At 46.2% G+C, this 21,880-nt stretch carries 19 protein-coding genes; 8 read left to right on the top strand and 11 right to left on the bottom strand.

From position 1 onward, the window contains the following. Positions 1–4 precede the first annotated feature (4 nt). The 4 genes from KDM92_RS05485 to KDM92_RS05470 all read left to right on the top strand — a co-directional run bounded on the left by KDM92_RS05485 (position 5) and on the right by KDM92_RS05470 (position 7,372). Positions 5–1,504 carry a bifunctional serine/threonine-protein kinase/universal stress protein gene (locus KDM92_RS05485; RefSeq protein WP_230408179.1) on the top strand — a complete coding sequence of 500 codons (1,500 nt, stop codon included), beginning with the start codon at positions 5–7 and terminating at the stop codon, positions 1,502–1,504. A gap of 133 nt (positions 1,505–1,637) precedes the next feature. Continuing rightward, the gene (locus KDM92_RS05480) at positions 1,638–4,958 is read left to right on the top strand and encodes a ligand-binding sensor domain-containing protein (RefSeq protein WP_212683372.1); all 3,321 of its coding nucleotides are present in this window, start codon (positions 1,638–1,640) and stop codon (positions 4,956–4,958) included. A gap of 217 nt (positions 4,959–5,175) precedes the next feature. Next, entirely contained in the window at positions 5,176–6,822 is a 1,647-nt protein-coding gene (locus tag KDM92_RS05475; protein WP_212683371.1) for a M28 family peptidase, read from the top strand. A 136-nt stretch (positions 6,823–6,958) separates the two neighbouring features. Further along, a complete protein-coding gene (locus KDM92_RS05470) occupies positions 6,959–7,372 on the top strand; it encodes a hypothetical protein (protein ID WP_212683370.1) in 414 nt (137 codons plus the stop codon). Between the two features lie 110 nt (positions 7,373–7,482). Here the strand turns inward: KDM92_RS05470 and KDM92_RS05465 are convergent, their stop codons facing one another. The 5 genes from KDM92_RS05465 to creB all read right to left on the bottom strand — a co-directional run bounded on the left by KDM92_RS05465 (position 7,483) and on the right by creB (position 12,535). Further along, positions 7,483–7,962, bottom strand: coding sequence for a hypothetical protein (locus KDM92_RS05465; RefSeq protein WP_212683369.1), 480 nt, complete (start codon positions 7,960–7,962; stop codon positions 7,483–7,485). A gap of 827 nt (positions 7,963–8,789) precedes the next feature. Continuing rightward, positions 8,790–9,296: a hypothetical protein gene (locus KDM92_RS05460; protein WP_212683368.1), complete on the bottom strand. Its 507-nt coding sequence runs from the start codon at positions 9,294–9,296 to the stop codon at positions 8,790–8,792. 389 nt (positions 9,297–9,685) lie between these two features. Beyond that, a complete protein-coding gene (locus tag KDM92_RS05455; RefSeq protein WP_212683367.1) occupies positions 9,686–10,156 on the bottom strand; it encodes a TFIIB-type zinc ribbon-containing protein in 471 nt (156 codons plus the stop codon). 220 nt (positions 10,157–10,376) lie between these two features. Further along, on the bottom strand, positions 10,377–11,816 hold the full coding sequence (gene creC, locus KDM92_RS05450) for a two-component system sensor histidine kinase CreC (protein WP_212683366.1): 1,440 nt from the start codon (positions 11,814–11,816) through the stop codon (positions 10,377–10,379). A gap of 8 nt (positions 11,817–11,824) precedes the next feature. Then, a complete protein-coding gene (gene creB / locus KDM92_RS05445; protein WP_230408178.1) occupies positions 11,825–12,535 on the bottom strand; it encodes a two-component system response regulator CreB in 711 nt (236 codons plus the stop codon). A gap of 152 nt (positions 12,536–12,687) precedes the next feature. Here creB and KDM92_RS05440 point away from each other — a divergent pair, with 152 nt between their 5' ends. Next, the gene (locus tag KDM92_RS05440) at positions 12,688–13,317 is read left to right on the top strand and encodes a hypothetical protein (protein WP_212683365.1); all 630 of its coding nucleotides are present in this window, start codon (positions 12,688–12,690) and stop codon (positions 13,315–13,317) included. 15 nt (positions 13,318–13,332) lie between these two features. On the opposite strand, the gene KDM92_RS05435 is transcribed toward KDM92_RS05440, so the two are convergent. Continuing rightward, positions 13,333–14,523: a serine hydrolase domain-containing protein gene (locus tag KDM92_RS05435; protein WP_212683364.1), complete on the bottom strand. Its 1,191-nt coding sequence runs from the start codon at positions 14,521–14,523 to the stop codon at positions 13,333–13,335. 80 nt (positions 14,524–14,603) lie between these two features. Between KDM92_RS05435 and KDM92_RS05430 the strand changes: the two genes are divergently transcribed. Further along, positions 14,604–15,944 (top strand): glycerate kinase type-2 family protein, encoded by a 1,341-nt coding sequence (locus KDM92_RS05430; RefSeq protein WP_212683363.1) that lies wholly within the window; start codon positions 14,604–14,606, stop codon positions 15,942–15,944. Positions 15,945–16,062: 118 nt separating this feature from the next. Here KDM92_RS05430 and KDM92_RS05425 read toward each other — a convergent pair whose 3' ends face one another. The 3 genes from KDM92_RS05425 to KDM92_RS05415 are packed head-to-tail and all read right to left on the bottom strand — an operon-like array spanning position 16,063 to position 17,494. Beyond that, positions 16,063–16,299 carry a hypothetical protein gene (locus KDM92_RS05425; RefSeq protein WP_212683362.1) on the bottom strand — a complete coding sequence of 79 codons (237 nt, stop codon included), beginning with the start codon at positions 16,297–16,299 and terminating at the stop codon, positions 16,063–16,065. 56 nt (positions 16,300–16,355) lie between these two features. Next, positions 16,356–17,099 carry a tetratricopeptide repeat protein gene (locus tag KDM92_RS05420; RefSeq protein WP_212683361.1) on the bottom strand — a complete coding sequence of 248 codons (744 nt, stop codon included), beginning with the start codon at positions 17,097–17,099 and terminating at the stop codon, positions 16,356–16,358. A 29-nt stretch (positions 17,100–17,128) separates the two neighbouring features. Then, positions 17,129–17,494, bottom strand: a complete 366-nt coding sequence (locus KDM92_RS05415) for a VOC family protein (RefSeq protein ID WP_212683360.1) — start codon at positions 17,492–17,494, stop codon at positions 17,129–17,131. 216 nt (positions 17,495–17,710) lie between these two features. Between KDM92_RS05415 and KDM92_RS05410 the strand changes: the two genes are divergently transcribed. After that, the gene (locus tag KDM92_RS05410; protein ID WP_212683359.1) at positions 17,711–18,307 is read left to right on the top strand and encodes a methyl-accepting chemotaxis protein; all 597 of its coding nucleotides are present in this window, start codon (positions 17,711–17,713) and stop codon (positions 18,305–18,307) included. Positions 18,308–18,359: 52 nt separating this feature from the next. Further along, on the top strand, positions 18,360–19,103 hold the full coding sequence (locus KDM92_RS05405) for an oxygen-binding di-iron domain-containing protein (protein ID WP_212683358.1): 744 nt from the start codon (positions 18,360–18,362) through the stop codon (positions 19,101–19,103). 115 nt (positions 19,104–19,218) lie between these two features. On the opposite strand, the gene KDM92_RS05400 is transcribed toward KDM92_RS05405, so the two are convergent. Together KDM92_RS05400 and KDM92_RS05395 are read right to left on the bottom strand one after the other, a co-directional pair. After that, positions 19,219–19,986: a class II glutamine amidotransferase gene (locus KDM92_RS05400; protein ID WP_212683357.1), complete on the bottom strand. Its 768-nt coding sequence runs from the start codon at positions 19,984–19,986 to the stop codon at positions 19,219–19,221. Between the two features lie 234 nt (positions 19,987–20,220). Continuing rightward, positions 20,221–21,834 carry a M20/M25/M40 family metallo-hydrolase gene (locus KDM92_RS05395; protein ID WP_212683356.1) on the bottom strand — a complete coding sequence of 538 codons (1,614 nt, stop codon included), beginning with the start codon at positions 21,832–21,834 and terminating at the stop codon, positions 20,221–20,223. Positions 21,835–21,880: the final 46 nt, after the last annotated feature.

The raw sequence follows: 21,880 nt of genomic DNA, 5'->3' as shown, positions 1-21,880 counted from the left end.
AACCATGTCCGCAGATATGCCGCCAAAAGACCTCAGCCAAATGACTGAAAGTGCAGTGCTGGAGAATAAGCCACCAGTCGCAAAAAAACTCAGTCGCTTACAAGCGGGTATGATCGTCGATGATTATCAGCTTGAAGAGAAACTTCACACCGGTGGCATGGCAGCACTGTGGCGAATTACGGATTTGCGACAACGGCATATCAACCCAGATGGCAGCTATCCGGCATTAATCATGAAAGTGCCGCTGATGTTTAGTATTGATGATCCGACTGCGATCGTCGCCTTTGAAGTGGAACAAATGATTATGCCGAAACTCAAAGGTCGGCATGTCCCCAAGTACTTCGCTGCGGGTGATTTTGATACCCAACCCTTTATCGTGATGGAGCAAATCGGCGGCGTCTCTTTGCGTGCTCGCTTTGATGCATCACCACTGCCGATTGATGAAGTGGTCAACGTCGGTATCAAAGTTGCGACCGCTTTACAAGATCTACATCGGCAACACGTGATTCATCTTGATCTAAAACCGTCAAATATTATGTTTCGCTCAGATGGTGAAGCGGTGCTGATTGATTATGGTTTATCACGCCACGACAAATTACCTGATTTACTCGGCGAAGAATTTCGTCTGCCGATGGGAACCGGTCCTTACATCGCACCGGAACAAGTGCTTGGTATACGCAACGAGCCACGCAGCGATCAATTTTCTTTGGGAGTCCTGCTGTATCATCTAGCCACTGGCGAACGGCCCTATGGACACCCGACTTCGGTATCGGGTTTGAAGAAGCGCTTGTACCGCGATCCGATTCCTCCACGCAGTCATAATCCTGCGATCCCTGATTGGTTGCAAGAGATCATTCTGCGCTGCTTAGAAGTTGATCCTAAAGCGCGTTTTGATACTGCCGCGCAGTTAGCTTTGATGCTGCAAAATCCAGAGCAATTGCGTTTGACCGCACGCGCTGAAAAAAATAATCAAGACGGTTTCATGTCGGTTTTAAAACGGCGTTTCCAAGCAGCGGGAGTTGAACCTTTTGCCCAATACAGCGTTTCGGATCAGTTATCACAAGCGCCTATCATTATGGTCGCCTTGCATCTGAGTGAGAGCAACACAGAACTAGCAGATGATATTCGTATGATCACGCGCCGCTTACTACAAACCGAACCAGGCGCTCGACTCGCTTGTGTGACGATACGCAAAACCAGTCGTATCGGGCTTGACGATGGCATGGTGCAAGATGGACAAAATGTTCACGTTAAACAGTTAGTAGAACTTAAACATTGGGCACGCCCGTTGCAGGTGCGCAACGATAAAATTACCTTTCATGTATTAGAAGCACACGATCCTGCCGCTGCGATTATCGACTACGCGCATAATAATAATGTCGATCAGATTATTATTGGTTCGCGTGGTAGTTCGACTATCCGTCGTTATCTCGGTAGCGTCTCAGCACAGGTTGTCGCTGAAGCCGAATGTACGGTAACGGTAGTCAAGCAAAGGCGTGAATAGATTTTCCTTTTCTCTTGTTGGAAGATAATGCATGTCTTGTTTCGCGTACTTTAAGCCTAGCTTGTATCGATTTTCGAGGTGCCCGCGTCTTCGCTTTTGTTCCCACATTCTGCGTAGTTTTCTGATCTGCAGCTTGTTTGCAGCGAATATCAACACGCAGGCGCATGCTAATTATATTGACGGTGCTCAAGGTGCAGAAAGCACAGCAGCAAGCTCCGACAAAGCCAAATCTCCTTCACACAATTGGAATAATTTAGCGGACATAGTGTTCCGCCATTTCACAACCCAACAAGGTTTGCCGCAATCCAGTGCCACCGTCCTAGCGCAAGATGGTGAAGGTTTTATTTGGGTCGGTACGCAAGGCGGTTTAGCGCGTTGGGATGGCTATCGCTTTCGTAATTATTTACCTATCCCCAATGATCCAACCAGCTTGCCCGATAACTACGTGCTGTCGCTATTTAAAGACCAACAGAATCGTTTATGGATAGGTACCAATGGTGGTGGCGTCGCGCGTTACGATGCACAAACAGATAGCTTTGTCAGAATCCCGGTTGGCGTCAATGGTAGTAGTCATGTCACCGTCAATGCGATTGCCGGTGATCGCGATGGTGGTTTATGGTTCGCCAGCCGTGGTGGACTTGATTATTTTCACCCAGACACCGGTGCGATCCAACATTATCGGCACGATCCAAATAATCCGAATAGTTTGCCTAGCGATTTCACCCGCGCTGTGCTGGTCGATCAACAAGGGATTGTTTGGGTGGGCACCAGCAAAGGCTTGGTTAAATTTGATGTGGCGAACCAACGCTTCACCCACATACGCTTACCCGTCGATGACAGCAAAGTACAAAGAATCATCAGTTTAGGATCAAGCAAAGACGGCAAACTTTGGATAGGTTCATTTGATTCTGGCGCATTCTATTTGGATACCAAGGACAATGCGGTCACACCAACGGTAAAAGCCGTGATGGTGAAAAAACCCGGCAGCAGCAATTTAGTCGGTGGCTCAGAAAATGTGCATACGTTTCGCCAAGTCGCCGATGATGAAGTATGGATTGGCACCTATGGCAAAGGCATACTCACCGTCAATCTGCACAGTTTAGAAACGAAATGGATACGACACGAACCAACCCGACAAAGTAGTTTGGCAGATAATGCCGTCTGGTCAATCATACAAGACCAATCGGGTCTAATTTGGATAGGCAGCCAACGCGGTATGAGTATGCATGATCCATCCTCCAATGCCTTCATCAGTATTTATGGTGGAGAAAACCGTCACCACGGTTTAGCAGGACTGGATTTTTTCTCTATCACTGGCTTTAACAACGGCGATATCTGGGTCGGTTCACAAAATAATGGCGTCGGCATTTTGAAAGCGGGTAGCGACGAGTTCGTTGCGATCGAAGCCGACGATAGCAAGCCACAAACCGCCTTGCCACAAAGCGCGATCTTTATTACTTATGCGACCAAAGACGGACAAATTTTTATCGGCACGGACAAAGGCTTGTATCAAACCGTCAACGGCAGCCGCACCGTTAAGCATTTAAAGCTAAGTCCGCGCAATCCAGTGATGCGCGTCGCCACGATGTTGCAACTTGGCGATCAATTATTGATTGGTGGACCGGAAGGTTTATGGCAAAAAGATTTAACTCAACAGAAACTAGATCAAGCCACTCAACCAGCATGGGCCGCGCCGATCGCGACCAAATTTGTCACCGATATTCAACAAGCGCCAGACGGTCGGATTTGGATCGCCACTTTGCAAGACGGTTTATATCGCTATGACCAGCGCGATAATGCCTTACTCAATTTGGCTCCTGAATACGGCAACAAACTGAGCCTTGCCCACAGAAATGTTTCTAGTATTTTGTTTGATTCGCGCGGCTGGTTATGGGTAGCAATGCAAGGTGGCGGACTTGATTTATTACGCACGCCAACTGCCAATCCACCATTCATATTTGAACATTTTGGCAAGCAGCAGAAGTTGCCAAACGAACTAGTGAATAAAGTGCTGGAAGACAAGCGAGGCAACATCTGGGCGAGTACCGATGAAGGCTTTGCGAAAATTGATCCGAAGACGCTGCACGTTAAACCCTTTGTTGAATCCGATGGCGTCGCCATCACTGGCTATTGGAGTAATTCTGGCGGTCGAACCAAAGATGGTGAACTCATCTTTGGCGGTGTCGGTGGTTTAACCGTGATACGTCCAGAGCTAGTCAAAGATTACATCTATCGTCCACCCGTTGTGGTCACCAATATTCAACTTGGCGGCAAAACGATTGCGGCAAATCAGGCTGGATTTCAACAAAACAAAGGAAAAAAATTAGTCGTACAAGCCGATGCGAATAGCTTCGTCGTTGAATTTGCCGCTCTCGATTTCTCCGCACCAGAACGCAATCGCTACGCCTATCGCCTAGAAGGTTACGATAAAAACTGGATAGAAACCGATTACACTCGCCGCCTTGCCGCTTATACCAATCTGCCGCCGGGCAATTATCGTCTGTTATTGCGCGGCTCAAATCGTCACGGTGAATGGAGCGAAGAACAATTAAGTTTATCGATCAAAGTCTTACCAGCATGGTTTCAAACTTGGTGGGCATATAGCCTGTATTTGCTGTTACTTGCCTGCCTAATTTTTGGTGTTGTCCGCTGGCGCTTGTGGCGTTTAAACAAAGCCAACAAAACACTAGAACAACTAGTACAAGAACGCACCCGCGAACTTGAACAGTCACGCAAAATGTTAGAGGAACAAAGTCTGACAGATCACTTAACTGGCTTGCGCAATCGACGCTATTTGAGTCTATACATTGGCGAAGATATCGCACGCGTTCATCGTAGCTACCAAGCTCTACTGAATCAAGATGTGCATCGCGCCGCCTTGAATATCGACATCATTTTTATGATGGTCGATATCGACCACTTCAAATCAGTGAACGATGAATTTGGTCATGCTGCTGGTGACCGCGTTCTGATTCAAACTACAGAGATCCTGCGCGAAGCGGTGCGAGAAGCAGACACTATCATTCGTTGGGGTGGTGAAGAATTTTTGATCGTTGTTCGAAATACGAATTATCTTGAAGCAGAAGTATTAGCAGAGCGCATCCGTACCCGCATCGCCGAACACAGGTTTACGTTAGGTGACGGTAAAACACTGCATCGCACTTGCTCGATCGGACTTACCACCTATCCGTTTATTCCAAGCGCAGTCGATCTATTCACTTGGGAACAGGTGGTGGATATTGCCGACCAATGTTTATATGCAGCCAAACATGGTGGCCGCAATGCATGGATAGGCTTGTTCTTGATGAGCGAAAACAAAACCATCACAAGTGAACATGCATCTGGCTTCACTAGCTTAAATGTCGAACAACAAATCGCACAAGGACAAATCGTCGTAAAAACCTCGCTGCCAGCAGATACCAAACTCGATTGGTCACACGGACGCGGCAAATAATTCGCCTCACGTCTTCCTCAAAAGCGCAGATCGCACCAATTAGACGGTAAGCAGGTAAAATAAGCCGCTTGCTGAAACCAGTGGCACTTAGCAACCAAAAAAGAAATCCAACGAATGATGTTGTGGCGGATGATTTTCTAATAACGACTCGTGCTTTACGGTCGCCAACTAGTCAGTAACTCCACGGCAAATTTGCAGAAAAACCATTAGGAGAATCATGAAAAATATTTTGTTACCAAGCGCAATTGCGCTCAGTTTGGCGCTCGCGTTTCCAATTCATAGTGCACAGGCTGCCGGCACCAAAAAAGCAAGTGCAGTAGCATCGCATGTAGCAAAAGTCGAAGAAGCGCCGTTGCGTGCACACTTGGCACTCTTGTCATCGGATAGTTTTGAAGGACGTGGTACCGGTCAACGCGGTGGCGATTTAACGGTGCAATACTTAGAGAGCCAATCAATGGCACTCGGTTTGAAGCCAGCAAATGGCAACAGTTATCGTCAACTAGTCAAAATTGCTGGCGTAAAAGCGCTGCCAGAACAAAGCTCAGTGGAATTGGTCGCCGGTGACAAAGCCTTAGCGATTGAGTTTGGTAAAGATTGGGTATGGGCGCCAGGCGATGCCAAACCAGAACATCAATTTGATACCGAACTCGTATTCGTTGGCTATGGCATTTCTGCACCAGAAGAAAAGTGGGATGACTACAAAGGTCAAGACGTCAAAGGCAAAATTTTGGTGATGATGGTCAACGATCCACAGCCAACTGCTGAAGACAGTAAACGCTTCGGTGGTAAAGCGCTGACTTACTATGGCCGTTGGACTTATAAATATGAAGAAGCAGTACGTCGTGGCGCGGCTGGTGTTTTATTAATTCACACCGATGCATCGGCAAGTTATGGTTGGTCTGTTGTACAAAATGGCGGCACCGCAGAAAAATTCCAGTTACAAGGTGCGGCTTTGGGTAGCAGCATTCAAGGCTGGATTAGCAACCAAACAGCGCAACAATTATTTGCTGGCGCAGGTCAAGATTTAGAAAAAATGCGCGCCGCCGCGGAACGTAGCGATTTCAAACCAGTGACTTTGGCAGCTAAATTGAAGGGCACGGCAAAAGCCGACATTCGTACCGTCGATCAATACAATGTTGCCGCTGTCGTACCTGGCACAGATCCAAAGTTGAAAGATGAAGTCGTAATTTACAGCGCGCACTGGGATCACCTCGGCAAGCAAGGCACAAGCGGCGACACCATCTACAACGGCGCAGTCGACAATGCATCCGGCACAGCAGGTTTATTGGCAATGGCGAAAGCAGCGATGCAATCACCAGCAAAACGCAGTCAAATGTTCTTATGGGTCGCTGCAGAAGAACAAGGCTTGTTGGGCAGTGCTTTATATGCAGCACAACCCTTATGGCCTTTAGATAAAACCGCTGCCAATTTGAATTTAGACAGCTTGAACTTTATCGGCGAAACCCGCGACATCAGCACACGCGGCAGTGAACGCACCGAACTTGGCGCGATTGCAGAGAAAGTGGCTAAATCGATGCAATTGAGTATTTCACCAAGCGAACCAGATTTGGCTGGTGGTTATTTCCGTAGCGACCATTTCAGTTTCGCGAAAGCTGGCGTACCAGCGTTTTCTATCGGTGGTGGTAAAGACTACATCAAAGATCCAGAAGGTGCTAAAGAAAAAGCTAAGGCTTATAGCAAACGCTACCATCAAGCAGCGGATGAGTATGATCCAAGCTGGGATTTATCAGGGATGGTGCAACAAGCACAATTCACTTTGAACCTAGGTCGCGCTGTTGGTGATGCCGCCAAGATGCCAGCATGGAAAGCCGGCGATCCTTTAGGTAAAGCACGCGCCAAGTAATTGCTAGCCATCAAAAAGCATGAGGCTTCGCCGCCTCATGCTTTCTTTTTTTATCCATCAAGCAGCAACCAATTAGTCGGCAAGAATGTTGGCAATTAGGTCGACAAATATGTCGGCAAAAAAAGCAGGAAGTCTCATGTCAAGCACCAGCTCACGTCCTAGCGAACGTGTACTCTTACAACGCGTTAGAAATCAATTAATCGATTACCTAGAAATCGCCGCCTCATTCCAAGCGCAGCACGATTTTCAAGCGCAAGCGCCACAAACCCATGTCGCCACCGAAGTGTTAGAGCAATGGGCAGACTGGGTTAGCCCGAATTGGCAACAAGAGCTAAAAGCGCCCACGTTTTCAGAAGCAGAAAGAAGCGCCATCACGCAGTTTCAATTAATCTGGCAAGACACCGACAACAAACTCGTGCGCCCACTGCCAGCGCTCGACTACATACAACTAGCACCTGCATGGCAGCAACTAAGAGCGGCGGCAGAAGAATGCTTGCGCGTGTTTATGTTGCGGGGGAAGTTATCGGATGTTGAGGAAGTTATTGGGTAATATTGAACTTTGCAGCTAAACAACCGACTATCGTTTCAAAGAAAAAATATTTTCTTAGCTTGAATGATTTTCAAAGTGTTCCATATTAAGGTCTTGGCTTGTTTTCTGAACTATTGATAAATATCCAGACGCTTGAATCGGTTTTGAATAGTGGTTAAGGTTAATGAGTCTGTAAAGTTACGACACTCCACGACTCGTGTGAATCCCGCATTAGCTTGAGAGACCCATATCTCGGTTTTACCAGCCAATGGTTCGGTTATTGTGTAAGTGAACTCATCGTTTTGGAATGTAAGCTGGGCAGCTCTCGCTAGAAGATTGAACCTAAACTTCCCAACTGGTGGAACACGCTCAAGGGGATATACAAATTCAAGCTTCTTATTAATTCCAACCCGATACTGCATATAGCCCGTTGCTGCGCTAACATCTCTAGACGCACATATTTCAATCGTTTTTCGTTTTGCCTCACAAAAGAAGAGCACCTCTTCATCAGTCGAACAAAGCGATCCGGACGCAGCCATCGCGAGCGCAGGGACTTCGATAAAAACGCAAGCAAATACCATGAACCTAGCGCCAGTGAATGTTTTTTTCAAAGCCCTACACTTTTCCATAACCAATGATCAACTCCTCCAATGTGCATTACGGGTGTTCAACGATAGCTTAACTATTAACAGTTAATCGACGAAAGAAAGAAAAAATCACAAAAACAAGAGATACAAGTCCTACGAGGAATAGAAAGCCAGTGACGATGTATCCACTATCACCAAATACCACTTTAGTTCGGAAAATTCGGTTAAATACTTTAATGACAAAGTGCCCTAGACCGCCTAGCAAAACATCGAACAGTAATTCCATTGATCGAACAATCTTTAATTTTCACGCTGACAATGTAAACACATAATTGCTAACATCAATTAGCGTACATATTCATCGCACAAACCTCAACTTTTTTACAAGGCAGCAGGTATCAAGACTGTGATGATGAGTCATTGTCTTTCTTCTTTTTCTTATTCGACATCGCTAAGAATACACAAAAGAAAGTAACCATTAAACCGATAGCTGCGGCGCCTAAAGCGATAAAAGTTGCATTCGACAAGTTGACATCTCCGTAGTTGTAAAAGTCTTGGCTCTACCCAATCTTGCTGCGAAAGCGTAACAAACAAAGACCGATGTTGATGAAGGTATTGTTGATGAATATTTTGAATTTATGATAGGGCTAGAAAAAAGCCAATTCATAAGGAACAATTCTTCCACAACTCTGATTGAGGAAGCAAGCCGAGTGAACCAGAAAGAGACCTAAGCGTGGTCGATAAGACATCGGAATGTGGTATCAACACACAATGCAAAGGTCGATGCATTAACGCTCAATAATTCCCAATAAGCGGCACGCACACCTACACCATCGACAAATCAAAACAGCTTAACGTGATGCTGCTATCTCATCGTTGATCAGCTTTCGAACCGCGAGGATGAATAAAGCCAATACACCAGCCCCGAAGCAAATCCAATGTAAGGTCGACAGAGAAACAATACGCAACAGGGGATTGATGTCGCTAAAAGGCGCAAACGGTGTGATATCCATATGCATGATGCTGTCGAGTACGATGTGCGAATAGGTGCCGATGATCGCACCGACGGCAACTTGTTTAGGCTGCAAATCCTGCCACCCAAAAAGATTGGGCAACCAAAAGTGTCGCGCAAACGCACGACATCCAAAAAAGAGTAAGAGCGTCGCCAACGCAACCAAAGTCGCCCCTACATAAGTATGAAAAAATTGATGCAAGCGGTCATGACGCGTAATCATGAAATACAAAGGCTCAACATCGATCATCACGTTAGCCGCACAAAAAGCAAGAAAACTCACCTGCTTAGGAGCGATCGCGTGAATCACGGCGCCGGGGCCGAAATGGAATGGTGTAAATGGCATAGAGCTTGTTGATGGGCTTGGAATTAGAGACCTGCCTAATACTCAGAATGTTCTACGAATCCGATTTGGCGTCAACTATGAAATCAGAAGTACCATCAAAAATAAGTACTTCAATTTTTCGAATGTGAATCTAAACCGATACGTTGTAATACAAGTTCAAATGCGGAATAAATCTTTCGCTAGGTAGAAATTGGCAAGCACGCAACAATTTTATGAAGCTCAAATTAGTATTAAAAACTACCTAAGAGACAACAATTTCTCGAATATTCAGGTTACAGAAATACGTCATGTAAAGGCACGCCCCAATTTTTCACAAATTTATTTGTATAGTCGCAATGACCGGAGGGAGCGCCTTGACCATAGCATTTGGTATTGTAGGTGGTAATTGACTAGACATCTGGAATCAAACTACAAATATCGGCAACCAACTCAACAATATCACCGAGGCCTGAAATGTCCGAAGTTGGCGCGGGGTTCGATATAGATAACGTGCCCAAGCACCCACTTGCTTTTAGCGGATCTGATTTATGAGGGAAGCCAAGATACGCAATAAGCTTGTCATACTCACCGCGATCGAGCCAAACACCAAAGCATTTTGAGCAAATATCGATCTCAACGCCTTTAAACAGAAGCGATATCATTTGACTTTCATCTTTCGGGCAAGCGACTTTAGCCTGTTGTTGTGCAGATTTCTTGATGCCTTTGGATTTTTCCTTATGTATCTCGAGAGCGGCTTTGGCGCGGACTTCACGGAAGAAATCACCGGGTACGAAAGTACCAGAACACGTCCCACATTGGTGAACGACATAATTGCCAATGGGTATTGGATTTAACGTCGATTGGTCAAGCGCGCAATACATTTGTGAGGACTAAAGTAATTTAATTTTCGTTTTGAAAAGATAACCGAACACCTGAAAAAAGACAATTTGTTTCAACTAGCTCGAAACCCACACAGCGCCTAACTAAGTTTGGTTGTACCTAATAAAAATCAGATCTAAACAAATCGACAAATAGTGCAATTTCTTCCTTCATTTGGCAAACTCAAAAAACCAAAGGACGAAAGAACCATCAACTATCGGCTCACCCCAAACTCAAGCGCACTTCAACTCGAACACCGCCTTCTGCCAAGTTCTGCAAACTTACCTCGCCGCCATGCAGGCTAATCACCTCGCGTACAAACGGTAATCCTAGTCCTGTACTTTTTGCGGCATCGGCTCTAGGTAAGGAATAAAAGCGATCAAAAATTTTGGCTATGGCATAGTCGGGAATACCACTGCCTTGGTCGTCGATGAATAAAGTGAAGTATGTGTCATCGACTTGTTGATGCAAGCGAATTGCCGAACCATGTGGGCTAAACGCGATCGCGTTGTCGAAGAGATTGCCGATTGCTTGGCGTAGCAAGAGTGGATCACCTTGTATAGTTTGTGCTTGTACATCGAATTGGATACGTAGATTTTTGCGGGCGATGGCGTCGCTAAAATCGGTTAGCACTTGATCGAGTAAATCGACGATGTTGATATTAGTGATTTGGCTGAGTTGCTGTTGCTTCTCTACTTTAATCAATTCCAAAAGTTTGTCGATCAGTTGTTTTTGGCGCTGGTTTTGCTCGATGATATTGTTGAGAAACTTGCTGCGTTCGGCTTCTGGTGGGTCTTCGCTGAGCAGTTCTGCCGAGCCTTGAATCGCAGCGATCGGGCTTTTGAGTTCGTGCGCTAGTGTGTGCATTAGGGTTTCTACATATTGTTTTCCTTCTAGCTTATGCCGCATGCTTTCTAGCGCGCGGCCGAGTTCGCCGATCTCGTTATTGCCGAGTTTTGGCAAGCTGACTTTATCATCGCGTTCTACTGCTTGTGCGTAGTTGCGTAACTTTTGCAATGAGCGATTCAGCCACCAAGAAAATCCTATGCCTATCATCAACGAGGCGAGCAAAATCCAAAAGCTGCGCTGCAAGATTTTTTGCTGGCTACGTTCGATGAAAGGGCCGATAGTGGAAGTGGCTTTGGCGACCGTCAACACGCCAATGATTTTTCTGGCTTGTCCGCTTTGATTGTTATCAAGTATCGGTGCGGCGACATGCATGACCGAACTGTTTTCATCATTCGGATCGGTGCGAGTGCTACGCGCACCATATTGACCGCGCAAGGTCAGATACACATCATTCCAACGCGCATAACTTTTACCCACGTCTTTTTGCTCGGTATCAAAAATCACGATACCTTTGGCATCGGTAATATAGATGCGGTAATCGAGACTGGCTTTACGCACGCCACTAATTTCGACATCGACACTGCGATCAGCATAATTTTGCATACGCTGTAGCAGCGCCAGATGTTGGATGTCGCCATTTTTAACATCTTCTGCCACCAGTTGCGCGAGTAATTGCGCGGTATCGACCAAGGTGTCTTCTAAAGTGGCACGCACGCCGGGGCGTACTTCGGCGACGAATACATTCAATACAAACCAGGCTGCCAAGCCTAGAATCAGGAAGTAACTCAGTAAAATTCTTAGGCCGATTTTCATAGCAGTGATTAAGCTAGCGTAATGCTATATCCCATGCCGCGATGGGTTTGGATTGGGTCGTCTTGATCATTGATCAGTTTGAGCTTGGCGCGGATTGATTTGATGTGGGTATCGACCGTTCTATCCATGGTGTTGGCGGCATGCGTCCAAACCAAATCCATCAATTGCGCACGCGAGAACAATACATTCGGTCTTTCAATCAAGGTTTTGAGCAAAAGATATTCGTAACGGGTTAGCGTTAAGCAGTTTCCATAATAAAAAATGCGCGCTTCATCTGCACGTAATTCAAACCGCTCAGGCACTTGATCGATTGGTACTTGATCAATTGGCGCTTCCACCGTTGCTGGCAATAACTGACGACGCAATACTGCACGTACTCTTGCCACTAGTTCGCGCGGTGAAAAGGGTTTCGTTACATAATCATCGGCACCAATTTCTAAACCGACGATGCGATCAATCTCGTCGCCACGTGCGGTTAAAAAAATCACTGGCGTTTGGCAAAATTGGCGTAAGCGACGGCAAACTTCAAACCCGTTCAAATCTGGCAAACCGACATCCAATACAATCAAGGCGATCTTACTCTGATCCGTTTGTAATAAATCCAAGGCAGCTTGCCCTAAGCTCACGTGTAAGGGCGTGAAGCCATCTGTCGCCAGTGCGTAACATAAATTTTGCGCAATCGCGACTTCATCTTCGACAATCAAAATAGTTTGCGACATAATCTTGGTAAATTTATTCAGTAAAAATAGTAGGTATTATCTTGGCAAATGGTAGCAGATACGCAGCCAATCAAGGTAGGCTAATTCTGCACCACATGACTATAAAACATGGCTATAAAAATTGCCGAAGATCTGTTTGATAAGGAACCAGTATGTCACAACTTGTTCGCGTTGCCATTGGTGAAAATTTTCCTGAGATTCAGTGGCCAGCTTGCTGCCCCGAATGTGGCACCACCAAATCGCTGATTCGCAATACTAGCCGCTTGGGAAAGGTGAAATCGATACGCCCCAATTTGCAAGGTGGCTTAACCATGAAAAGCGAGGTCATGTATTTGAATTATTGGATTTGTCCACAGCATGCCGCCGAGACCCGATGGGCAAATCGCCTACTAGAAAAAAGCCCTGTCATGCACTTGATTCGCTTCATTTTTTACGTGGGCGTGGTGTTTGCGATTGGGCTAATTTTTGGTCCGCGTCGTCTAGAAACTTTTCCAGACTTGGGGCCTTTATTAGCCCTACCGCTTCTTGGCATACTGGGCGTTGCCAGTTTAATCTGGGCAAGAATCGCAACCAGCTTATGGCCGATTCGATTTGATCCTGATCAGGATGTGATTGAAATCCAATTTCGACAAGCGCCTTACGCCACCCGCTTCCGCGTGATGAATCGAGAAGCAACCAGTGCACAAAATACCGAAGAAACGCCGTGGTACAAACGTGCGCTGTTGTGGAAAGTGATCGTCATCGTGCTGTTTTTTATGTTCATGGCGCGCTTGATGAAATAAGTTATCACTTACAACCTATTTCAGCATGGCCGCATACGCCAGTTTTTTGAACTCGAACGAGTAAGGATGCCAAAACGCCATTTGGCGCTGTGTCATCAATAAGCCAGCGATATTATGACGTGATGAAATCCACCAATGCGTACCCGCAATGCCGCCCCACTCAAACTCACCTTCGGCATCCGCCGGATCATTTTCCCCTGGACGCAAAGTGACCGCTCCACCCAAACCAAAACCTTTTCCCGGCACATCGCCCACACCGGGGAAGGCGATGCCCCAACCTGCTGGCAAATGATTTTGCATCATCAATCGTATCGACTCTGGTTTTAATACCATATGACCACCAGGTAAAAAACTGCGCATCAGTGCCAGCATATCGTGCATGCTAGACACTAATCCGCCACCGCCAGAATAGCGAGGAATCGGTTTCAAAAAGGCTTCGGGATACGGCGACTTTTCTAAGCGCTTGAGATCACGATTTAAGACATTCATAGGATCGGTGCCGGCATAGTAGGCGGTTAAGCGTTCATGCTTATGCGGCGGCACCCAAAAGCTGGTGTCGTTCATGCCTAAGGGTGACAAAATATGCGCGTGCAAATACACATCAAAATTGTCGCCGCTAACGACTTCGACTAAGCGCGATAAAACATCGGTCGCAATCGAATATTCCCAACGCTCACCCGGATGAAAGCTGAGCGGCAATTCTTCGAGGATGTTGATGAGTTCGGATAAAGGTTCAAACGCGTTTAAGACTTTACGTTCAACATAAGCTTTATAAATCGTACTACCGTGATCGAGCAAACCGTAGCTGAGGCCAGAGGTATGCGTTAACAATTGGCGCACGGTGATCGCGGAGCGCGCGGCTTCGGTTTGGCTGATGTCGGTTGCGCCGGGAATTAAGACTTGGCGTTGACCAAGTTGTGGCAAATAAATTTCTACAGCATCGTCCAAACCCAATTTGCCTTGTTCGATTAACTGCATAATCGCCATCGAGGTCAGCAATTTAGTATTAGAAAATACGCGGAATAAGTGATCGTGACGCAAAGGAATTTGGTTTTCGATATCGGCCCAACCCGTGGCATGGAAATGCACCAAATCTTGCCCCGACAAAATCGCTGACGACACGCCAGATAGAATCTTTCGATCAACATAGGTTTGCATCGCTGGCGCAATCGCGCTGAAATCGTATTGGCTGGGGCTGATGATCATGACTAATTTCGCTGAAAAGTTTCGCGATAGGCGCGGAAAGCTGGTATTTTAGCCGCTCAAGGACACACTTCCAAATCAAGATGACAATCTGGAATCAAGCACAAGCCGATACACAAGCACCTGCATTTTTACGCGATTTGTTTGCAGTCGCTCTTGCGGCAGTTGATCCGCATCATTGCCTGCCACCGCATTTGCCGCCTTTTCCTGCAAGCGGAAAGTGTATCGTCATTGGTGCTGGCAAAGCAGCGGCATCAATGGCGCGAGCTTTAGAACAGCATTGGTTTCCCTCCGGCTTGGATACAACTGCAAATGACGTAGCGCGTTTTAGTGGCATGGTGATTGTGCCGCATGGCTATAGTTTGCCATGCAAGTACATACAAGTTCGTGAAGCGGCGCATCCCGTTCCAGACGAGGCAGGCTATCGAGCTGCACGCGACTTACTCGATTCGGTAAGTAATCTCAGTGCAGACGACACGGTGATTTGCTTATTATCCGGGGGCGGTTCTTCGCTGATGAGTTTGCCAGCTGCAGGCGTCAGTCTGGCGGAGAAGCAAACCATCAATCGCGCACTACTGCGTAGCGGTGCACGCATACACGAAATTAATTGCGTCCGTAAACATTTATCAGCGATCAAAGGTGGGCGCTTGGCCTTGGCGTGTGCACCCGCCAAGGTGTTGACCTACATCATCTCGGATGTGGCGGGTGATGATCCCAGCATTATTGCCAGCGGACCGACGCTGGCCGATGCCAGTACCCGTTTTGATGCTTTAGAAATTTTGCAGCGCTATGCGATTCCAACTTCAGCAACTGTTCTCGCACATTTGCAACAAGTCTCATCAGAAACGCCAAAACCAAATCACGCGGGATTCGTTCAAACCCACGTTCAAATAATTGCGAACGCGCAAATGGCCTTGCAAGCAGCCGCGAATTTCGCGCAATCAAAAGGTATCTGTGTACAGATTTTGTCGGATCGTTTAGAGGGTGAAGCACGTGAACTCGGGCATAAGCATGCCTTGATGTCGACTGCTATTGCGACGACACGGGCGACAGATAATTTCCATCACCAGCAAAGACAAACACATTTACTGTTATCTGGTGGCGAAACGACCGTCACGGTAAAAGGTAATGGACGCGGTGGTCGCAACTCTGAATATCTATTAGGGCTCTGCCAAAGTCTCCAAGGCCATACAGGCATCTATGCACTAGCAGCAGATACCGATGGCCGCGATGGCAGCGAGCGCAACGCTGGCGCTTGGTGTACACCCGATAGCTTACAACGCGCAAACGGTTTATCAATTTCTGCCGATGCCTGTTTGGCGAACAACGATGCATACAGCTTCTTCGCAGCCTTAGACAACTTATTAGAAACCGGACCGACCTACAATAATGTGAATGATTTTCGGGCGATTTTGATTGTGTGAGTATAGAAACAAGGGATTTGAGGTTTGGTGCAAGTCAACGGATTTATTAGCAGATACATCGTGACTATTCATTTATATGGATTCAATCGTCTCTATTGAATCATTTAACTGTACGCGACTACACCTTGTTAGGTTTGGGGGACAACAACAAACTAACAAAGAATGCGAGGATAGACCAAAACGCGATAACGTAAAAAAACGAACCACCATCAGAAATGCCCAAGAGCTTTATCGTCAACGAAAAAAAGTAAATAACTGGTGGAATCATCATAAAAAACCCAACGATACCAACAAAAATCAAAACCCCAGCTGTGATTGTGGCTGCGATGAATGCGTTAAAGATGCGTTTTTTCATGTTCTTGTCATTCTCTTATACCTATCTAATTTAGGCGAAATCATTCCATGTAGCATTTACTCGAATGAATTTAGTAAGGCCCGCGTTGCTCCCAGTCCTGCCTGCGCTTGCAGACTCAATGGCGTTTTACCCGTTAACCACGATGCACGGAATGCCTCAGCTTCTGTCTTTTGCTCTGCGCTTAGTTTTGTTTCCAATTGGGCGATATGTGCGAGTAATTCTTTGGTCGGCTCTGGCGCCATTGATTTGAGCAATACTGCCAGCGCATAACTTCTCACCAAATCTGGTGCAGGTGATGCGGGGTTTGAATAATAATTCGCCAGATAAGCGGTTGCAGCTACGTTGCCTTGGCGCGAAGCGCGTTCCCACCAAATGAGCGCTTTTTGAACATCGCGCTTCCTGCCGTAGTAAGTACCGACATCTTGCTGCGCCAAATCATAGCCAGCCTCCGCCGCACGAAGTTTAAATTTCAAAGCCTCAACTTCATTAACAGGAACCGTACCGGGAAATTGGCCAGCGAGATAACAGCCCACTTTATACGCAGCAAGTTGGTTTCCTAATTCTGCAGATTCAGAAAATAATTGGAAAGCTCTTTTAGTGTCTTGCGGCGTGCCTATGCCATTGTTCAAAAACATACCGAGATGATATTTAATCTCCGCATTACCATTCGAAGCCAACTCAGATAGACGTTTGAAAATCGCTTCATTCGAGCGATCATCGGCATTGACCGGATTAAAAAGATGGATGGCGACGAAACCAGCTGCGATGAAGAATTTGCTTAGCGATTTAGTGAAATACATACATGTCCTAAAAAAAGAGAACTTTTATATCAAGCTAAATCTTGTCCGAACATAATGCGATGACCGTCAACCGTCGTCAGCCCAAATTCACGCATACCCCAAACTTCATCACGAATTGTTTTAATGAAGCTGACACCTCGCTCATCAAACTCTTGATAGAGACTGCTCGCGTCATTAACTTCGATATAGGCAAAATAAGAGTGATCGCCAATTTGCGCGGCGGGCTTTTCTTCTGTGCATTCGCCTAGCATCAAGACCACATTGTCTCGCTCAAGAAATGTCCAACCTGGATATTCGTCGAGCAAATGAAAGCCTAGCGACTTCATGTAAAAATCTTTGGATACAGCCAGATTTTGTACTGCTAAAACATATCGCGGCGCGAATAAATTTTTCATACTGTTCCTTTACAGGCTATATCCATTTCTTAAGTGACTCGTTTGATTTACGCAACGAATCTCATGTGTCATAGCAATCAACGCGCGATTCACAACACGCATTCACAACACGATGCAAATCAAAATCCAACACTCTTGCCGTGATTGACCAAAATCATGGTATTTTTTGTTAAATACCTCTACAAGTTAAGCATTCTAAAGCGATTGGAGTTACTTGTGACTAAGTTAACACAGCCAAGATCAGAATTGTTTTTATCGGTATCGATTAACGAGGGCTTAAAACAAGTCGTCGAGATTTCGCACCAAATCAATTTGGTCGCGATTAATGCTATTTTGGTTGCCAAGCGTGCGGGAACGCAGTCGGCGGGATTCAAAGTAGTCGCCATGGAACTACGCCTGTTCAGCCAAAAGATGGAAGAGAGCATGGCGCGCTTGAGCGACATGATTTTTCAATTAGTGCATCGCATTGCTGCTTTGCGTAAATTAGAAAAAAATTTACATTCTCTCGATATTACGCTACACAAATTAGCGAACGATAATCCGCAAATGCAAGCTACTTTTGCCGACAAACAAGAAGCTTACCAAGGCTTAAAATCGGCTACCGACGCCGAGTGGGAAAGCTTAGAAAAAGAAATCCGACGTTCTTTAAATCTGTGTAGCGCTGGCGCGATGCTTTCGCACAATGCACGTATCGAAGCAGCCTATGGCGGCACTATGTTAGCCGACATGCAGCAGGTAGCAGGACGGATTGAAGAAATGATGCATCTCGCAATTACGCATTTAAAGCAGTTAACTTATTCCGCTAGAACTTAGATCAGCAAATAAGTCGCGCGTCGTGACTACAGTTTAGAGAAAAGAAAACCATATGAAAAAATACCAAACGATCTTCGAACAAGGCGATCATCAATGGGCTGTCATCACGCGCGATCCCGATAAACCAGACCATTTGATTGATACCAATGAATACTTGGTGATACAAGGTGAACGTGCCATCTTAACTGACCCGGGTGGTATGGAAATTTTTCCTGAAGTTTTTTCAGCGATTAATACCGAGTTCGATGCACGTAACATCGTTGCCTTGTTCGCTTCGCATCAAGATCCCGATGTGATTTCTTCGCTCGCTTTGTGGTTAGATTTTAATCCGAACTTGCAGTGTTACCTGAGTTGGTTGTGGAGCTCCTTCATTCCACATTTTGGTGGAAATAAATCGACCTTTGTATCACTTCCCGATGAGGGTGCGGAAATCAATTTAGGTTATTTACACTTACAAGCCGTACCCGCCCACTATCTGCATTCGTCAGGAAATTTTAATTTGTATGATCCTGCTGCGAAAATCTTGTTTTCGGGCGATGTCGGTGCCGCTTTATTGCCGGCAGGCGAGGATCATTTGTTCGTGCAAGATTTTGATCGCCACATCCGTCATGCCGAACGTTTTCATCGTCGTTGGATGGGTTCAACTGAAGCCAAATTAGATTGGTGTCAACGAGTGGCCAATATGCCAATCGACATGCTCTGCCCGCAACACGGCGCGATTTATCAGGGTACAGATGTGATGCGTTTTATCAATTGGTTTGCCGATCTGCCGATTGGTTCTGGTATTCGCCGTTGATGATGACGCTTATCTGCTAAGTATGTAAAGGCTGCTGATTTATTATTGCAAACGCCCTCGCTTCAAACGAAAGGCGTGATGCCCTTTTTTGATCACTAGTGCAACCGAACGCTATTCAATCCAAGGCACATCCATCAACAAACACTTTCAGTTCACCTGCTTGCAAAGCCGTCCATTGTTCATTGGTAGTTAAGGGTTCAGTCACAATCACCGCAACCCGATCTTGTGGTGTAGTGACTTGCGCAAAATCGACGGACACATCTTCATCAGAAAGCGCTGCGGTATTAAATGGATGTTGGCGTTCTATGTAGTGTAACTTACTGGAGCAATAGGCGAACAAAGCGCTACCGTTAGAAAGCATCATATTGAAAGTGCCATGACTGGCGATTTCTCGGCAAATCTCGCTCAGAAACGCACGTAAAGCTGGCAGTTCTGGCACTTGCGCAGCAAAGCGTTGACGTAAACTTTGCATCAAATAACAAAATGCGCGTTCACTATCGGTGCTACCAATCGGCAAATAACTGCCGTCGAGTTGCGGATGAAATTCTTTCAAATCGCCATTATGTGCAAACACCCACTGATAACCCCAAGCTTCGCGCACAAAAGGATGACAGTTTTCTAAAGCGATCACACCTTGCGTTGCCTTACGAATGTGGGCGATGACATTGGTCGATTTGATTGGATAACGCTTAATGAGTTCGGCAATCGGCGAATCAATTGCTGCTTGATGATCGACAAAATGCCGTACTCCTTTGCCTTCGAAAAAGGCGATTCCCCAACCATCTTTATGTTCGTCAGTTCGGCCACCGCGCGTGGCAAAACCTGTGAAACTAAATACGATATCGGTCGGCGTATTGCAATTCATTCCTAATAATTGGCACATGGCTTGCGGGTTCAAATAAATTCAACAGAGCATCTACCTTAACATCGAAAATCAATCCGATAAAAGATTGAGTGGCGATTTGCTTATGCCGAGTTCGCATAGCTGTTCTGCTATTCCAATCACTTAAAAAATGCCCACAAAAAAGCCAGTATGACGCGAGTTCATACTGGCTTTTCATAATTTTCTAAGAACAGCGCGCCAACTCTATGGCGCGCCTTTAGGTTAATTTTTCAATTAACGTGCTGCTGGTCTTGCTGGTTCTGGTGGCATAGGCTTACGTGGGATCAGCTCGTCACGGTTTGCTGTATGCGCAACAAAGTTGGCCATAACCATCGCTGCTTGCATCATGTCGCCTTTTTGGATCTTGTCAAACAAATCCATATTGCTGTGATGGGTGCGCGTGAAATAGTCCATTGGTTCTTGGATAAATTGGAAGCCAGGAACACCAACTGCATCAAAGCTCACATGATCGGTGCTGCCTGTTTTGCGCAATGTCGCGGTCTTCGCGCCGAGGTCATGGAATGGTGCTAACCATGTATCAAAGATCGCTTTTGCAGCCGCATTGTTTTCTGCATAGATACCACGGATTTTGCCGCCACCATTATCGAGATTGTAGTAAGCAGAAATCTTGCCGTGCAAAGGTTTCAACATCAATGGACCAGTAGGACGACGCATAAAGCTAGGCAAGTCTTTTTCTTTTGGATCGGTTGATTCAGGACGTGCAGCAACATTTTTGTTGATGAAATCACGTGACCCTAACAAACCTTGTTCTTCACCGCCCCATAAAGCGATACGGATCGTGCGACGTGGTTTGAAGTTAATCGCTTTTAACAAACGTACCGCTTCCATCGCTACCGCGACACCGGCTGCATTATCAGTTGCGCCAGTACCTGCGTGCCATGAATCTAAGTGACCGCCGAGCATGACGATTTCATCTTTTTTGTCAGTACCTGGAATGTCAGCAAAGACATTGATGGAATTGGCTGGGTCTTCATCACCAAAGTTCACCGCCACTTCGACTTCAACTTCGACGTCTTTTTTCTTTTCGATCAAACGGAATACACGGTTATATTGTTCAGTCGACATCACCAACGCGGATGGGCCAGTTGGCTCGCCTTGTTTGTAAGAACCGCCACCTGCAACGAAAATCGTACCATCATCACCACGTGACACGTTGACGGTAGCAATCACGCCTTCTTCGGTTAAGTAAGGATTAATTTTTTTAGCAAAGGCCATGCGTTTTGCCAGTTCCGCCATATCTGTAGGTGGGCGCGCTGGAGCTCCGCCTAAATCCATGTGTTCTAGATCATGCAACTCTTGATCGGTATAACGCTTGGCATCTGGTGTCGTATGCAATTTGGTCGGTGTCATGGCATCGCGCAAAACGATCGTGCCTTTCAACTTGCCTTTCCATTTCGCCAAATCCTCATCGTTTTCTAATTTGGCATACACCACTTTACCGCGCTTAACACCATCGGTGCCTGGTGTCCATGCTTTTGGAATTGCCACCAGCTCTAAGTTGGATGGCGCAACCATGCGCATTGCGGCTTTTTCTAATACCCAGCTACGACCAAATGGCGCGATACTTACCACTTGTGCATTTTGCAGACCCCACTCGGTCAATTGCGCCTTCGACCAATCACCAGCTTTTTTCAGACTTGGTGAGCCTGTTAAACGCGGACCAATTTCGTCAGTCAACACGCTTAGGGTTTCCATAATCTTGGAGCGATTGGTTCCTTCGTCACGGATTTTATTCACTAAAGCCAAATCGACTTTTTCGTCGGCTGCCAAGGCCGGCAAAGTGCTACTCACTAATAGCGAGCACACCAATAGACTGATTAAACGCATCTTATTATTCCTTATCGTGATTAATTTCGTTGATTAGGATGAAACA

Origin of the sequence: Affinundibacterium baiyunense, assembly GCF_018139645.1 — a bacterium.
GTDB classification, from domain to species: domain Bacteria; phylum Pseudomonadota; class Gammaproteobacteria; order Burkholderiales; family Burkholderiaceae_D; genus Undibacterium; species Undibacterium baiyunense.
The sequence above is the reverse complement of the archived record's forward strand: the minus strand, read 5'-3'. Positions and strand labels throughout refer to the sequence as shown.